At 60.4% G+C, this 15,005-nt stretch carries 12 protein-coding genes and 1 tRNA gene; 3 read left to right on the forward strand and 10 right to left on the reverse strand.

What is annotated here, in order from left to right:
- Positions 1–165: 165 nt before the first annotated feature.
- The 5 genes from VFG26_RS01015 to VFG26_RS01035 all read right to left on the reverse strand — a co-directional run bounded on the left by VFG26_RS01015 (position 166) and on the right by VFG26_RS01035 (position 5,365).
- Complete coding sequence (locus VFG26_RS01015) at positions 166–1,701, reverse strand: GTP-binding protein (protein WP_325021313.1); 1,536 nt, start codon at positions 1,699–1,701, stop codon at positions 166–168.
- The gene (cysD, locus tag VFG26_RS01020) at positions 1,701–2,606 is read right to left on the reverse strand and encodes a sulfate adenylyltransferase subunit CysD (protein ID WP_325021314.1); all 906 of its coding nucleotides are present in this window, start codon (positions 2,604–2,606) and stop codon (positions 1,701–1,703) included. Before cysD ends, VFG26_RS01015 begins: the two co-directional genes overlap by 1 nt.
- Entirely contained in the window at positions 2,603–3,412 is an 810-nt protein-coding gene (locus VFG26_RS01025; protein WP_325021316.1) for a phosphoadenylyl-sulfate reductase, read from the reverse strand. The genes cysD and VFG26_RS01025 overlap by 4 nt, the downstream gene beginning before the upstream one ends.
- A gap of 232 nt (positions 3,413–3,644) precedes the next feature.
- On the reverse strand, positions 3,645–4,913 hold the full coding sequence (locus tag VFG26_RS01030; RefSeq protein WP_325021318.1) for a TIGR03862 family flavoprotein: 1,269 nt from the start codon (positions 4,911–4,913) through the stop codon (positions 3,645–3,647).
- An 11-nt stretch (positions 4,914–4,924) separates the two neighbouring features.
- Complete coding sequence (locus VFG26_RS01035) at positions 4,925–5,365, reverse strand: VOC family protein (protein ID WP_325021320.1); 441 nt, start codon at positions 5,363–5,365, stop codon at positions 4,925–4,927.
- Between the two features lie 588 nt (positions 5,366–5,953).
- On the opposite strand from VFG26_RS01035, the gene VFG26_RS01040 reads away from it, so the two are divergent.
- From VFG26_RS01040 to VFG26_RS01050, 3 genes are all read left to right on the forward strand, one after another.
- Entirely contained in the window at positions 5,954–6,553 is a 600-nt protein-coding gene (locus VFG26_RS01040) for a cold-shock protein (RefSeq protein WP_290989590.1), read from the forward strand.
- An 82-nt stretch (positions 6,554–6,635) separates the two neighbouring features.
- Positions 6,636–7,097, forward strand: coding sequence for a DUF192 domain-containing protein (locus tag VFG26_RS01045; RefSeq protein ID WP_325021324.1), 462 nt, complete (start codon positions 6,636–6,638; stop codon positions 7,095–7,097).
- Between the two features lie 74 nt (positions 7,098–7,171).
- Positions 7,172–7,248 (forward strand) — tRNA-Pro (locus VFG26_RS01050).
- 91 nt (positions 7,249–7,339) lie between these two features.
- Here VFG26_RS01050 and VFG26_RS01055 read toward each other — a convergent pair.
- The 5 genes from VFG26_RS01055 to VFG26_RS01075 all read right to left on the reverse strand — a co-directional run bounded on the left by VFG26_RS01055 (position 7,340) and on the right by VFG26_RS01075 (position 15,003).
- The gene (locus VFG26_RS01055; RefSeq protein ID WP_325021326.1) at positions 7,340–8,449 is read right to left on the reverse strand and encodes a hypothetical protein; all 1,110 of its coding nucleotides are present in this window, start codon (positions 8,447–8,449) and stop codon (positions 7,340–7,342) included.
- A 254-nt stretch (positions 8,450–8,703) separates the two neighbouring features.
- The gene (locus VFG26_RS01060) at positions 8,704–9,465 is read right to left on the reverse strand and encodes an NAD(P)/FAD-dependent oxidoreductase (protein ID WP_325021328.1); all 762 of its coding nucleotides are present in this window, start codon (positions 9,463–9,465) and stop codon (positions 8,704–8,706) included.
- 438 nt (positions 9,466–9,903) lie between these two features.
- The gene (locus VFG26_RS01065; RefSeq protein ID WP_325021330.1) at positions 9,904–10,287 is read right to left on the reverse strand and encodes a hypothetical protein; all 384 of its coding nucleotides are present in this window, start codon (positions 10,285–10,287) and stop codon (positions 9,904–9,906) included.
- Between the two features lie 14 nt (positions 10,288–10,301).
- Positions 10,302–13,424 carry an efflux RND transporter permease subunit gene (locus tag VFG26_RS01070; RefSeq protein ID WP_325021994.1) on the reverse strand — a complete coding sequence of 1,041 codons (3,123 nt, stop codon included), beginning with the start codon at positions 13,422–13,424 and terminating at the stop codon, positions 10,302–10,304.
- 4 nt (positions 13,425–13,428) lie between these two features.
- Positions 13,429–15,003 (reverse strand): efflux RND transporter periplasmic adaptor subunit, encoded by a 1,575-nt coding sequence (locus VFG26_RS01075; RefSeq protein WP_325021332.1) that lies wholly within the window; start codon positions 15,001–15,003, stop codon positions 13,429–13,431.
- Between the last annotated feature and the right edge of the window lie 2 nt (positions 15,004–15,005).

Here is a 15,005-nt window from a genome sequence, read left to right on the forward strand (position 1 = left end):
GAGATCAGGCGGCTCTGCAATTGCGGATGTGTAGCTGATATAGCGCTCGCGCAATCTTCGGCGGTGTCGCGTGAGCGATCTTGCCGCGCTCCTGAGAGTTTGCGGACAAACGATCCTCGGGGCGAGCCCGAGGATCCGAGATGCGAGATGATTAGCTGACGGAGCTTAGAGGCCCGGGTCCATGCCGTCGTCGAGGGGCGGCGGGGGCTCGATTGCGACCGAGACGCCTGCTGAGCGCAGGATAATCGCCACTTCGTTGGCGCGGCGCATGAACTCCTCACGATCCTTCGAACTCATCGACAGATCGCGATTGAGACCGTTGGCCAGCATATCGCGCTTCAGCACGAAGTGACCGTCCACGGGCTGTTCGGCCTTGGAATTGACCGACGTTGCGATGCCGCCTGCCATCGTGGCGCCGGTGATGGAATCGACGAGCAACAGCGTCCCGGTCTCCGGCGTCTCGGTGAAGACGTCGATGGCGGCGGCGCGGCCGAGTGAGATTTTCGCAATCGCGATGTCGTTGGCGGCGCAGGCGCGTGCCGGCCGGGACGCCATCGTTTCCAGATCGAGAAGTCCCTTGATCTCAATGTTGGAGATCGGAACGAGATCGGTCGATGTGCGCAACAGATAGCCGGCGGTGGGGCTGAATTCGTCTTCCGACAGCCAGACGAAACGCGCTTCGACAGTTTGGGCCGCAACGGGCCGCATCTCGGGCGCCGACAGCACGGCGCCACGCGACACGTCGATATCGACGTCGAGCTGCAGGGCGACGGCTTGGCCAGCCGAAGCGCTTTCCAGATCGCCGTCCATGGTGGCGATGCGGATGACCTTGCCGCTGGCGTTGCTCAGCGTATCGACGACGACGTCGCCGACTTTCACCGATCCGGACGTGACGGTGCCTGCGAGGCCACGGAAATCAAGGCCATCGCGCAACACGGTCTGGACCGGGAAGCGGAACACGGAGCCCGCTTCGCTGACGCGGCTCGGCGTCTTCTCCAGATGCTGGATCAGCGTCGGGCCGCTGTACCAGGACATGTTCTCCGAAGCCGCGGAGACGTTGTCGCCGAAGACGGCGGACAGCGGAATTGCGGTCGCGTCCCAGAAATTGAATTTCCAGCACAGCGTGCGGAAGTCGGCTTCGATCTTGCGGAACACGTCCTCGGACCAGCCGACGAGATCCATCTTGTTCACCGCCAGCACGACGTGCTTGACGCCGACGAGATCGAGGATCGCCGTGTGGCGCTTCGTCTGCTTCTTCACGCCCGAGCGCGCATCAACGAGCACGATGGCGACGTCGGCGTGCGAGGCGCCGGACGCCATGTTGCGCGTGTACTGCTCGTGGCCGGGAGAGTCGATGATCACGAAGCGGCGCGTATCAGTATCGAAATACTTCCACGCGATGTCGATCGTGATGCCTTGCTCGCGCTCGGCGACGAGGCCGTCGAGCAGCATCGAGAAATCAGGAAGATCGGTGCCGGCGGCCTTGCGGCCCGAGCGGCGTACGTTCTCGCGCTGATCCTCGTAGAGGTCGGATGCGTCCCAGAGCAGGCGGCCGATCAACGTCGATTTGCCGTCGTCGACGGAGCCGCAGGTCAGAAGATGCGTGATGCCGCCAAGCTCGCGCACGAGATTGGGCACGACTTCGAGATGCGGCTGAGCCTTCTCAATCGACTCATGTTTATGGAGGGCGTGGACCGACATCAGAAATAGCCTTCCTGCTTCTTCTTTTCCATGGCGCCGGCCTGATCGTGATCGATCAAGCGGCCTTGGCGTTCGGAGGTTTGCGCATTGATCGTCTCAGCGACCACGGCTTCGATCGTTTCGGCATCCGACTCGACGGCTGCGGTGAGCGGATAGTCGCCGAGCGTGCGGAAGCGGATCTTGCGCATTTCGACTTTCTCGCCCTCGCGTGGCTGCAGACGTTCGTCATCCTGCATCAGGATCTGACCGTTGCGGACGATGGTCGGCCGTTCGGCAGCGTAATAGAGCGGCACCACTTCGAGCTTCTCGCGCAGGATGTAGCGCCAGACGTCCTTCTCGGTCCAATTCGACATTGGAAAGACGCGAACGGTCTCGCCGGTTCCGAGGCGGCCATTCAACAGGTGCCACATCTCGGGGCGCTGCTTGCGCGGATCCCAGCGGTGGCCGGACGCGCGGAACGAGAAGACCCGTTCTTTGGCGCGGCTTGCTTCCTCATCGCGGCGCGCGCCACCGAATGCGGCGTCGAAGCCGTATTTGTCGAGCGCTTGCTTCAGCGCCTGAGTTTTCAGAACGTCGGTGTGGATCGAGGGCGCGTGATCAATCGGGTTGATGCCGCGCTTGATGCCGTCCTCGTTGGTGTGGACGATCAGCTCGAGTCCCAGTTCGCGTGCGGTGCGGTCGCGGAACGCGATCATGTCCTTGAACTTCCACTTCGTATCGACATGGAGCAGCGGGAAGGGGACGGGCTGCGGAAAGAACGCCTTGCGCGCCAAGTGCAGAAGGACGGTTGAATCCTTGCCGATCGAATACATCAGCACGGGCTTGCGGAACTGAGCCGCCGCCTCGCGGAAGATGTGGATGCTTTCGGATTCGAGGAGATCAAGATGCGAAGGCGAAGCCGTCATGCGGCGCGGTCCTTTGGTTCAAAACCGGGGTCTGGGGCCTGGGTGTGCAATCCGCACTCCTTGCCGTTCTCGTTTTCCCACCACCAGCGGCCGGCGCGGATGTCCTCGCCCGGTGCGATGGCGCGGGTGCACGGCTGGCAGCCGATGGAGGGGAAGCCTTTGGCGTGCAGTGGGTTGATCGGGATGCTGTTGGCGGCGACGTACTCTTCGAGCTGAGCCCACGTCCAATCGGCGATGGGGTTCAGCTTGATCAGGTTCTGCGCCGGATCGTAGGTCGCAAAGTGCACATGGGAGCGGCCCTGCGATTGCTCGCGGCGTAGACCGGTCACCCAGGCCGCTGCGCCCTTCAGCGCGCGGTTGAGGGGGCGTACTTTGCGAACTTCGCAGCAGGCTTTGCGGGCCTCGACGGAATAGCGAAAGCCGTAGATGCCATCGTTGGAGACGAGTTCTTCGACTTCGGCCGCGTCGGGAAACATCACGCGGATCTTGATGCCGTACTTGCCTTCGGTCTCGAACAGCGTGTCGAGCGTTTCGGGGAAGTGGCGGCCCGTATCGAGCGTGAAAATGTCGATGTCTGTGCCGGTCGCCGCGATGGCGTGCGTGATCGCCTGATCCTCGATGCCGAGGCTGGTCGAAAAGGCGATAGTACCTTCGATCGCCGAACGGATGGCAGCAAGGCGCTCTTCCAGCGTCTTGAGGTCAGCCAGCTTGCGGTCAAGCTCGGCCGCTGCGGCGTGCTGCGGCGCGGAACGATCGTCCGCCGCGGGTCCGCCTGGGGCGGACGCGGGTGCTTCGAACAACGTCATGAATCCTCCAGAGCTGGCTTACATAGGGGAAAATCATTCCCCCGGGAAGCCATATCTATAAATAAGAATAGTATATTATTCCCGCTTCTGAGACGGGAAGCCGTTTTTGTTACTGTCCGGGTGCGTAGAACCGCCGTTCAGGCTGCCTGCGACAAGCTGTAATCCTCGAGCACTCAGTGCTGATGCAATTTGAGACTTGCCGTCAGGTAGCCGGTGGTCGACCGCGTTCGATTCATGTCGCGGACGCGAGCCAGCGGAGCATGCCGTTGGCGGCGCGGGTCGCGGTCGCAAACGTGGCCTGCAGGAGATAGCCGCCCGTCGGGGCCTCCCAATCGAGCATCTCTCCCGCCGCGAACAGGCCGGGCCGGTTTGCGATCATCAGGTCATCGGTCAGCGCCGTCCAATCCATCCCGCCGGCGGTGGAGATCGCCCGCTCGATGCTTGCCAGGCCAGTCACCGTGACTGGGACCGATTTGATGCGCGCGGCCAACGCGGAGGGATCTTCGGGAAGGCTTGCGCCCGCTTCACGAATAAGTGCGAGCTGAGGCGGGTCGAGGTGCGCCGCCTTGCGAATGAAGTTGGTCAGCGTTTCCTTGGCCCTCGGCTTTGCCAAGCGATCGGCCAATGCAGCTTCTTCGATGTCCGGCTTCAGATCGACTGTTATAATTGCGCTTGGCGACTCGCGTTCCGCGAGCCGGCCGCCAAGCGCGGCAAGAGAGACGCTGCCTTGAGCGCGCAGGCTCTCGCGGAGGTGGGGCACGAGCGCGTAAATCGCGCCGCCTTCGAGGCCGGTGCGCGTGATGATGGCTTCACCGCGTGCCGTGTCGCCGGCATAGCTAAGCGCGATCCGCTTCAATGCCGAGCCCTCAAAGCGGGACCGGAAGATCTCGGACCAGTCAATGAGCACGCCGCAGTTAGCCGCTGCGAGTGGCGTTACCGGAATTCCCGCGCTTGCAAATGTTTCTGCCCAGGCGGCATCCGAGCCGAGCTTCGGCCAGCTCGCGCCGCCGAGTGCGAAGAGCGTTGCATCTGGTTTCACTGCGATGGCGCCGTCAGGCGTCTCGAAAGCATGGCCGCCTTCGGGCGTGAAGCCGGCCCAGCGGTGGCGCGTCTTGATGGTGACGCCAAGTTCGCCCAACCGGCGCAGCCAAGCGCGCAGAAGCGGCGAGGCTTTCATGGCGCGCGGGAAGACGCGGCCGCTTGAACCGGTGAAGGTCTCCGCGCCGAGACCGTTCGCCCAGTCGATGAGGGCGGACGGCGGGAAGCTTGCTACCACGGCGCGGACTTTGTCCGCTTCCGAGCCGTACCGCGTCAGAAAGTTTTCGATGGGTTCGCTGTGCGTGAGGTTCAAGCCGCCGCGTCCCGCCATCAGGAGCTTGCGGGCGGGCGAGGGCATGCGTTCGTAGACCGTCACGCGATGTCCGGCTCTCGCAATGATCTCCGCCGTGAACAGGCCCGCCGGCCCGCCGCCGATCACCGCAACGTCCTTGGCTGCAGTCATCAGTCGCGCGCTCACCACGTCCCGGTGTTCGGCATCGACGCCCATGGCTCTTGCGGCGGCAGGGGTGCGCCTTTTTGCAGAAGCTCGATCGAGACAAGATCGGGGGAGCGCACGAATGCCATGTAGCCGTCGCGCGGCGGCCTATTGATTGTGACGCCTGCCGCCTGCAACCGCGCGCAGGTGGCATAGATGTCGTCCACCACGAACGCCAAGTGGCCGAAGTTGCGGGCCGAGCCGTAGTCTTCCGGATCCCAATTGTATGTGAGTTCGATCATGGGCGCCTTTTCGTTCCTGGCGCGCTCTTCATCTTCAGGAGCGGCCAGGAAGATGAGCGTGAAGCGGCCCTTCTCATTTTCCATGCGCCGGATTTCTTTGAGCCCGAGAGCGTCGCAATAGAACCTCAGGCTTGGCTCCAGATCTTTGATCCGGACCATCGTGTGCAAGTAGCGCATCGCTCACCTATCAATAAATTCGTGGGGTCGATTGCCGGCGTCCAGGGGCCGCGAATCCTCGCTGTGACTGGATGCGCTGCAGCTCTGCCACACTGGGACATGAAACGTCTCGCGGCACCCCGTCGCCTTATCTCGCAATTTTGCTCTGCTGTGGATGAGCGCTGAAGAAGCTCGCTCATGAGAGGTGTCATCACCTGCGCCGAACCCCATGAGAATCAAGCTCGCTTGAGCGAATCACTTACGTCGCTTTTTGCGTTCAAAAACTTATGCACGCGTGTGGAGGAATTCATCGGGAGCTTCCGGGTTCAATCGAAACTGGGGATGAATCGCAACTTGCTTTTTTACCGCTATTTCATTGGCTTAATGTGCATGATGAGATGTGGATTAATCCACCACAAGTCGTGGTCAAGGGGGCACGCCAAAATATTGCCGCTGGTTCCGGGCAGAGCCGGTGTTATGGTTTGCACCGTTACGCAGTTGCGTCTCAACGTTCGGTTCTGAAGAGGGCTCTTCCAGAACGGAATGCGCGGATGCCGACGCGGAACGATGGTTATCGTTTGACGCACAGTACACGCGGGGTAAGCAAGTATGGGGGATATTAAACGTCCCGGGCTATCGGAATATTTCGAAGCGGGCCCAGTCGGTCCCGAAGCGCTCGACGACGCGGCAGCCGAAGTTTTCGAGGTTGCTGGAACAATCAAATGGTTCGATGCGTCGAAGGGCTACGGCTTCATCGTTCCTGATAACGGCCTGCCGGACATACTTCTGCACGTCACCTGCCTCCGGGCCGGTGGATTTCAAACTGCTTACGAAGGCGCGCGCCTTCACTGCGAAGTTCTCAAGCGGCCGAAAGGCATGCAGGCATTTCGCATTCTCAGCATGGACGAAAGCTCGGCCATCCATCCCTCGCAGCTGCCGCAGCGTACGCACGTTGTGGTTCAGCCCGAAAGCGACTGGTGCCGCGCCTACGTCAAATGGTTCAATCGCGTACGCGGTTTCGGGTTCCTGACGCGGGGTGAGGGCACGCCCGATATCTTCTGCCACATGGAAACGCTGCGCCGCTTCGGGTTCACTGAACTTCGGCCGGGCCAGATCGTCCAAGTCCGCTGGGGCTATGGATCGAAGGGCTGCATGGCCGCGGAACTCAGGCCGGATGGCGTGCCGACGGGGCTGCCATCGCGTAACTGACGCGGGACAGATGGCGGCAGTGATATCGAATTCTATGAAGGGGGCTGCGATTTGCGTGGCCCTTTTTATTTTGCTGCCGCTAATGGCTGCAATCTGGCCGGCGATGAATGCGCGGCTCGCGCTTATTCCCACGGCGCACGCCAAGATGCGTCAGGACAAGCTGACCATCGTGTCGGCCGCGGGCGGTACTGAGCACTCCTTCAAGGTCGAGATCGCCTCGACGGATCAGGAGAAGGCGCTGGGCCTCATGTACCGGACGGCGCTGAGCGACGGCGAGGGGATGCTCTTTCCCTATCCAGCCGAGCGCCCTTTGCAGATGTGGATGCGCAACACCTACATTTCGCTCGACATGCTTTTCATTCGCGCCGACGGCACGATCGCGCGGATCGAAGAGCGGGCCGATCCGCTGTCGGACCGGGTCATCTCGTCGGGCTCGGCTGTGCTTGCCGTGCTGGAAATTCCAGGCGGTGCCTCAGCGCGGCTCGGCATCAAGCCGGGCGACAAGGTGCGCTATCCGGTTTTCTCAGAGGCAGGCGGCCAGTAAAGCCGGATGCCGCACCTCAATCGCTGCGCATCACTTGACCTTGCTGAGCGAAAGCGGCAGATGATGGCCCTAGTCGGGGCGTAGCTCAGCCTGGTAGAGCATCTGCTTTGGGAGCAGAGGGTCGCGTGTTCGAATCATGTCGCCCCGACCAATTATTCAGTCATGCCGTTTGACGATTGTGAGCGTTGTACAAGATGCGCCGCCCCGTTGTACAAATTCGGCTCGCGCAAGCCAGATGGCCATCACTTTGCCGAGCTAAATCGACCTCGCAGCAAAGCCTTTAACTCATCAATTGTCCGGCACTTGCCAGCTGCCAATCCATGGTGTGCAAGGCGATGACAAGTCGGGCAGAGCGGCCGGCAATCAATCTCGGGATCGGTTAGACGTCCGGGTTCGCTTGCTGCTATCGGATCAAGGTGATGAATATCGATCATATGTCGAAAGGCTTCGCCAAACAGTGCTCCGGGGTCAAAACCGCATGCGACGCATATAGGGCTGTGATGATTCAAACACGCTAATCTGACAGAGCGGTCTCGTTCGCGAGAGGTGACGGTTTGCTCCGTAAGATAGCCTTCGGCGATCAAGCTTCGCTCTTGATCATGATAGGTGTGAACAGCTCCACCTAAGGTGTGCCAATGCAGCCGTGCGATTGCTTCACGAACTTGATCATGGAGGAGCCAGAGCACATCTCCGGAAGGTCTGACGATCGCCGCAAACAACGCCACCTTATCGGCGTTAGCAGGTAAGGTGACGCCCATTCTTGAAGCGGTGGCTCCAGCAAACAGCCCGTAATGGAGGTTCGCAGAAGCGGCATTAGGCCAGCCCATACCGGCAGACAAATATCCGGGATGCATTGCCTCATCCGGACACCAGTAGTGGGTTGCCAACATGCGGCGCTGGGCTTCGGTTGGAGGCTGTTCGATCCAGTAGCTCACAAAATCATCGGTCGACGGGAGAAAAGACCAAAAGACGAGTTCTTCAAGAAGCTCTCCTTCCTGGTCCGAAATTTGAACGCCACCCGATTGAGCCTTCCAAAGCGAACTCTCAGGAACCGCATCTTCCTGCGTTAATATTGGTTCGTTCTCTAGAGTATTCCACTCCACATCTACGAATAGGCCTACCTCACCCGAGTGGCTCCAGCGGCTTTCGTAACTTCCCCGGGTTACGGTACCCATCCCCACGATGCCCCGTGTTCCACGACCTGTTTTTCGCAGAATCACGGTGTCGCCGACGCGGACTCCTTTCGCATTCCCGCAGCTCCAGCTTCCGGAGCGTCTGCCTTGGTCCAAATCGAAACTCTTAGTGATTGTCTTCTCGCTCGCCGGGTTCCACAGCAAAAGATAGTACGACATTCGCGTCGCCCTTTGGAATTTCGAGGATCACACTGGTTTTTGCTGCAGTACGCGCAGAAGACAGGGCGCACTGTTAGCAACGAGCGCTACACCGAGCAAATGTTTTGCTTGCTGCCGGCCCTTAACTGCAGCGCATGGAGAAGTTCACAAGCAGTCTGGCAAGCTCTCGATTGCTAGCTGCGCTTCCCTGCGACAGTTTTCGGGGCGCCAAGAGCGAGGTGAGCAACCAACTTGAAGTGATTGGCCCCTTAAAGCTAATCGCATAACCCGTCGCGGCGGAGGAAGGCCTTGTTGATCGCCACCGCAGCCTTGGCGCCTTCCGCGATCGCAATCGAAACCATGAGGACGTCGCGCGAGACATCGCCCGCGACGTAGACGCCAGGTACGGATGTTTCTTCGGTGAGCGGGTCGGTCACCACGCCGCCCTTTTCGTCGCGCGCGCAACCAAGACGCTTCGAGAGATCGGAAGCCTGACGACAGCCGGTTGCGAAAAAGAGCGCCGTGCGGGTGAGCGGCGGGCTCTTTTCAAATCTTATGGTCTGCAAGTGCCCGTCCTCACCCTCCAGTGAAGTGATGCGCTCGGAGCGCAAGGCGATGCCGTGGTGTGCAAGGGTCTTCGCTGTCTCTGGATTGATCTCGCTGCCGTCGCTGCAGAGGACAACATCGGACATCCAGTGCTTCATCATGATCGCGAGCGCTGCTCCCTTGTCGCCCTTGCCATATGCAGCGACAGGCTTGCCGAAATACTCGAAACCATCGCAGTACAGGCAATGATGAACGGAGATGCCGTAGAGCGGCTCAATGCCCGGCAATGAGGGAAGCTCATCAACAAGGCCGGTCGCGAGTAGAACTTTGGTTGCTGTGCCTTGCAGCCCGTCCTCACATCCGAATTGGAAATGATCCCCAGCCGCCACGATGTCGACTACTCGCGTTTGGCACATCTTTGCCTGCAGGATATTGCGTTGGAACGAAGAAGGCGAAGCCTCCTTCGAGCGTTTCAGCGGCCACACCTGCATGGCGCAGCCACGCAGCAATGCCCTGGCTTAATGCGCCTCCGTTCTCGCAAATGACGACGGCCTGTTTTCCACCTGAGACGGAAAGCAAATCCTCGGGCTTCGTCACAGGCCGCGGAAGCGAACCCAGAATGAGATGCGGGTCGCGCTTTAGGGCATCATCCGGCCGCACATCGATGAGCAACGGACCGCCTGACAGATCGATAAGACGGGCCAGTTGGGGAACCGTGATTTCAGGGGTGACGGCATGGCGCTTTGGGCTGTCGCCTCACGGGGACGTCGCGAGACCCAGTGAAAATCATTTCACTGCGGAGGATCCCTATTGTCAACTCCAACCCCAAGCGCAATCAAGCTGACCCCAACCGGCAATTTAACGGCTCAGCTCCGTTCGAATGGCGCTCGCGGTTTGGGCCTCCATCGAAGATGGGAGGCTCGTACCATTCACGGCAGGACGAACCGAGCCTGCAGGTTATGGCCGTCCGGCATTGTCGCTGTCACCGCAACTTTAGCACCGGAAACCAGAGGTGCAGCAAGCTTGGCGGTCAGTTTGTCGGGATCTGTGGGCGTAAGTTGGAGTGGCGTCGTCTTTCCCCCATCCTGCACAAACACCTTGGCCTTGGTGCCTTTCGAGGCGATTGGCTTGCCCGCTTGGTCGGAAAGGTAGAACGTCACTTCAGTTTGCGATGGCACAAACTCGATATGATAACCGGAGACTTCCATGACGTGGCCGCCATTCGGGCCTTTGACTGCCTCATGCGCGAGCGCGGGTGACGCCGCCGCGAGCACCAGAGAGGCGGCAAACAGTCGGGCTTTGTTGCGAAACATATCATGCTCCTTCGTTAGAAAGTTTTAGCGAGCTCCGGTTTTCCCGTTGGAAGGGCAGTGGCTGCGAGACGCTCCAGCTCGGGCCTGCCGAAGCGCAGGAACAGCAGCGGCGTCACGAGGAGATCGAGAAGCGTTGCGCTGACAAGGCCGCCGAAGATCGTGACCGCGACGGGATGCAGTATCTCCTTGCCGGGCGCATCGGCATCGAGCAGCAGCGGCGTAAGCGCCAAGCCTGCGGAGAGCGCCGTCATGAGGACCGGCGTCAACCGCTCGAGGCTGCCCCTGATGACAAGCCCCTCGCCAAACGGCTCGCCTTCATGGAGGGCCAGATTGATGTAATGGCTGATCTTGAGGATCCCGTTGCGCGCGCTGATGCCGGTCAACGTGATGAAGCCGATCATCGAGGCCACGGACAGCGGCTGATGCGCGAGCCATAACGCAGCGACGCTGCCAATGAAGGCGAGCGGCACATTCCCCATGATGATGAGCGCAAGAACCGCCGAGCGGTAACGACTGAAGAGCACGATGAAGATGGATGACAGCGAAATGACCGACAGCCCAAGGATCAGTTTCGATGCTTCCTCGCGCGCGTGAAAAGTGCCTTCAAGACTGGTCGAATATCCCGCTGGCAAAGGCGTCGCTGCGACGAGGTCGCGGATCTGCCTTACGATGGCTCCCATGTCCGAGCCATCACTGTTGGCGAGAACGACCATGCGGCGGCGACCGTTTTCACGCAAAATCTGGTTCGGACCTTCCGACTCCGAAACGTCGGCGACAAGGCGCAGCGGAATGCGGCCCTTCGGCGTTTCGATAAGGAGACTGCCAAGGCCCGCCGACGTGCGATCCTGATCGGCGAGCCGCAGCACGACATCAAAGCGTTTCGCACCATCCACGATGGTCGAGACCTTGCGCCCATTCGACAGGCTGTCGAGCGCTTGCGTTACGCCTGCGGGAGTAATCCCGTAGAGCTGCGCGCGGGCAGGATCGACCTTGACTTCCAGCTGCGGGATCACAACCTGCTTCTCAAGCTGCAGATCGACAAGACCTTTCACTCCGCCGAGTTTGCTGCGCAAGTTTTCCGCAAGCGCTCGCAACGTTTCGGTATCGTCGCCATAGATTTTGAGCGCGATCTCGGCGCGAACGCCGGAAAGCATGTGATCAAGGCGGTGCGAGATTGGTTGGCCGACATTCGTGCTCGCCGGCAGGACGGCGAGCTTGCGCCTGACATCGGCTAAGATCTCTTCGCGCGTCCGGTTTGACTTTTTAAGATCAACGTCGATCTCGCTCGAGTGCACGCCTTCAGCGTGTTCGTCGAGTTCGGCGCGGCCCGTCCTGCGCCCGACAGATTTGACTTCCGGAATTTCCTTCAGCAGCGCTTCCGCGATCAGTCCCAAGCGGTTGCTTTCTTCAAGCGAGATACCCGGATTGAGCGTCAGGCTGATCGTGAGCGTTCCTTCGTTGAATGACGGCAGGAACGAGCGTGGGAGGAATGCAGCAGATAACGCGGCGGCCAGGAAAGCGCAGATAACAAAAGCGGCAACGATCCTCCCCGAACGGAACGACCATCGCAGCGCCCTTTCGTTCCAGCGCTTCAGCGTCCGTACGATGGCGCTATCGCCATGCGCCTTCTCAACGGACTTGGGGAGCAGAAACGAGGCAAGCACAGGCGTTACCGTGATCGAAACAAGGAGGCTCGCAAGAATCGAGACGATGTAGGCGACGCCAAGCGGTGCGAACAGCCGCCCTTCGATGCCCGAGAGCGCAAACAGCGGCACAAAGACAAGGACGATGATGAAGGTCGCATAGATAATGCCCGACCGCACCTCGATGCTGGCGTCAGCGACGACGTCGAGCAGTGGGCGCGGCCTCGGGAGCCGGGCATTCTCACGCAGGCGGCGGTAGATATTCTCGACATCGACCACGGCATCGTCAACGAGTTCGCCGATGGCGATGGCCAAGCCGCCAAGCGTCATGGTGTTGATGGAAAGACCGAACCATTTGAAGACGAGAACAGTGACGAAAAGCGAGAGCGGAATTGCCGTCAGGGAAATGGCCGTCGTCCGCACATTGAGCAAGAACAGGAACAGCACCACGGCAACGACGACCGCCGCTTCCATAAGGACGTTTTTGACGTTTGAAATGGATGCTGAAATAAAATCCGCCTGACGGAAGAGAAGCTGATCGACCTTGATCCCGTTCGGCAGGCTGCGCGAAAGCTCGGCAAGCGCACTTTCGACCTTTTGCGTCAGCTTCACCGTATCGGAGCCCGGCTGTTTCTGGACCGAGATGATCACGGCGGGCGCGCCATTAGTGCCTGCGTCACCGCGCTTGACCGCGGCTGCGAAATCGACGGTTGCCACTTGCCGCAGCAGGACCGGTTGACCAGCGCGCGCCGCAACGGAAATGCTTCGCAAATCCTCAAGGCTGGTCGTGCGCCCGATATTGCGAATGAGGTATTCGCGGTCATCCTGATTGACGAAGCCGCCGCCCGTGTTCGTGCCGAAGGAGCGGATCGCGGCTTCGATGTCGGATGCACCGATGCCGAGTGAAGCCATTGCCGCGATATTCGGTGTGACACGGTATTGCCGGACCTCGCCGCCCATCGGGATGACCTGGCTGATACCCTGTATCGCGAGGAGGCGTGGGCGGATGACAAAATCCGCCGTCTCGCGCACCGTCATCGGATCGGCGTTAGGGCCGCCAGTGACGGCGATCAGCATGATCTCGCCCATGATGGATGAGACCGGCCCCATCTGCGGCGTCACGCCGGGCGGCAACTGGCCTGCGAGCGTTGCAAGCCGCTCCGCCACCTGTTGCCGGTTGCGGTAGATATCGGTTCCCCAGTCGAACTCGACGTAGGTGATCGAGAGGCCGATGCCAGCAACAGAACGCACGCGGGTCACGCCGGAAAGGCCGCTCATGGCGCTCTCAATCGGGTAGCCGATTAATTGCTCGACCTCGGGCGGCGCTAGACCTTCGGCTTCCGTCATGATCGTGACGGTCGGCTTGTTGAGATCCGGAAACACATCGACCGGCAGGGTCGAGACCGTGAAGCTGCCCCACACGACGAGTATGGCCGCAGCCGCGAGCACGACGAGGCGGTTGGCAAGGCTAGTTCTGACGAGGAAATTGAACATGGCCTTACCGCACCTGATTGACGAGTTCGGCACCTCGCGCGACGATGCGAACATCGGCATCGATGCCAGCCGTAATCCCAACGCGGTCCGCGTCCACTTTTTCGGTAACGACTGGCCTCGCTTCGAAGCGCTCTGGCGCGACATGGACGAAGACCGACAGCTGTCCATTTGCAGTGCGCACGACGCTCGAGCGGGGAACGGCGATCGCCTTGACCGGCTCCTCAACGGGAACATCGACAGTCACCGGCTGGCCGAGGCTGAGCCCCTCGCCATCGCTGTTGATGCGATAGAGAAGCGGAACAGCCTGCTGACGCAGCGAAAGTCCGCGCCCTGCGAATTCGAGGGAGAGCTTCCGACCATCGGACGTGACGGCGCTTGCCGTCCTCACGCCCCGCTCGATGCCGGGTGCTGCCGAAAGATCGAAGGCCAGTGCTTCGACGAAAAGACTATGCGGATCGACGATCTGAAACAGAGTTGTCTGGGGATCGACAACCTGGCCTGCCGTCACATTCGCGACGGCAATTATACCGGAGGCCGGCGCGATCAGCGGCTGACGCACACCGAGAACAGGTTTGATTTCGGCGCGGCGAGCCTTAAGGCCGTCGAGTTCCGTATGCGCGTCGGTAATGAGCGACTCGGCTATGACATTCTTCAGCTTGTCGTAGCGTGCGACCTTTGCCTCAGCGAGCCTGATCTGGCGGTCTAGGTCACCTGTCGTCTGGCGGATGTCGCTCTGATCGACAAGCTCAACGCGCGGCATGAGATAGGCAAGAACCTGCCCCTCTTCCACGCTGGAGCCGATGACCGGGAAGCCGCCCTCTGGCGGTTCGATGCGGCCATTGAGCAGCGATTGCACGATGCCGCTCTTGTTCGGATCAGTGACGATCTGCCCCGCGAAGCTCATGATTTTTGAGATCGGTCTTGCCTGCGGGGTTCGCTGCGTTTCGACGCCGAGCAGGGCTTGCGTTGCCTTGGGCATGAAGATCGACCCGTCAGCGACGCGGCGGGGATTATTGGGTAGATCGAGAATTGCTACAGTGCTTTTTTCGCTCGCGTTGGAATTCAGGTAGCGCGGAACGATATGGTCCCAGATGCTCTCGTGTGTGTGCTGAATTGATGCTGCCGGGATATCGAGCGTCCCGATCAGCAGGTCTGAATTTTCGCCAGCCACAACGGAAAAGGTGAGCGCGTAGCTTCCCGGCTTCGTTACCCATGGCGCGGGCAACTCATAATGATCTTGGACGATGGAGGCCTGCGCAGTCGTTTCTCCGAGCGTGACGTCGATCTTTGCGCCTTTGACTGGCTTGTTCGACCAGAAATCGGTCAGATGGATGACGAGCTTGCCACCGCCAGCTGCAGTCGGCACGCCAGCAATTTCGTAGAGTTCGGAGCTTGCCGCCACGCGCGCCCCAATGCCCAGGTCGACCGCTTTTTCCTCGTTGCCATGGTCTTCGCCGCCGTGCGCCATCGCAAGCGACGAGGTGAGAAGAATGGCGATAAAGACGCTGCACACCAGAAGAAGGTGAGCCTTGGCTGCTAGTGATTTCGCGACCTCTGCCGCTGCAGTTCTGTTCAGCATGG

The organism is Hyphomicrobium sp. (assembly GCF_035687085.1).
Lineage (GTDB): Bacteria > Pseudomonadota > Alphaproteobacteria > Rhizobiales > Hyphomicrobiaceae > Hyphomicrobium_B.

What these genes read in the sequence shown, in the direction of transcription:
- VFG26_RS01015 (WP_325021313.1), bottom strand. Translation starts at nt 1,701, where the DNA reads ATGTCGGTCCACGCCCTCCATAAACATGAGTCGATTGAGAAGGCTCAG.
- cysD (WP_325021314.1), bottom strand. Translation starts at nt 2,606, where the DNA reads ATGACGGCTTCGCCTTCGCATCTTGATCTCCTCGAATCCGAAAGCATC.
- VFG26_RS01025 (WP_325021316.1), bottom strand. Translation starts at nt 3,412, where the DNA reads ATGACGTTGTTCGAAGCACCCGCGTCCGCCCCAGGCGGACCCGCGGCG.
- VFG26_RS01030 (WP_325021318.1), bottom strand. Translation starts at nt 4,913, where the DNA reads ATGACTGCAGCCAAGGACGTTGCGGTGATCGGCGGCGGGCCGGCGGGC.
- VFG26_RS01035 (WP_325021320.1), bottom strand. Translation starts at nt 5,365, where the DNA reads ATGCGCTACTTGCACACGATGGTCCGGATCAAAGATCTGGAGCCAAGC.
- VFG26_RS01040 (WP_290989590.1), top strand. Translation starts at nt 5,954, where the DNA reads ATGGGGGATATTAAACGTCCCGGGCTATCGGAATATTTCGAAGCGGGC.
- VFG26_RS01045 (WP_325021324.1), top strand. Translation starts at nt 6,636, where the DNA reads ATGGCTGCAATCTGGCCGGCGATGAATGCGCGGCTCGCGCTTATTCCC.
- VFG26_RS01055 (WP_325021326.1), bottom strand. Translation starts at nt 8,449, where the DNA reads ATGTCGTACTATCTTTTGCTGTGGAACCCGGCGAGCGAGAAGACAATC.
- VFG26_RS01060 (WP_325021328.1), bottom strand. Translation starts at nt 9,465, where the DNA reads ATGCAGGTGTGGCCGCTGAAACGCTCGAAGGAGGCTTCGCCTTCTTCG.
- VFG26_RS01065 (WP_325021330.1), bottom strand. Translation starts at nt 10,287, where the DNA reads ATGTTTCGCAACAAAGCCCGACTGTTTGCCGCCTCTCTGGTGCTCGCG.
- VFG26_RS01070 (WP_325021994.1), bottom strand. Translation starts at nt 13,424, where the DNA reads ATGTTCAATTTCCTCGTCAGAACTAGCCTTGCCAACCGCCTCGTCGTG.
- VFG26_RS01075 (WP_325021332.1), bottom strand. Translation starts at nt 15,003, where the DNA reads ATGCTGAACAGAACTGCAGCGGCAGAGGTCGCGAAATCACTAGCAGCC.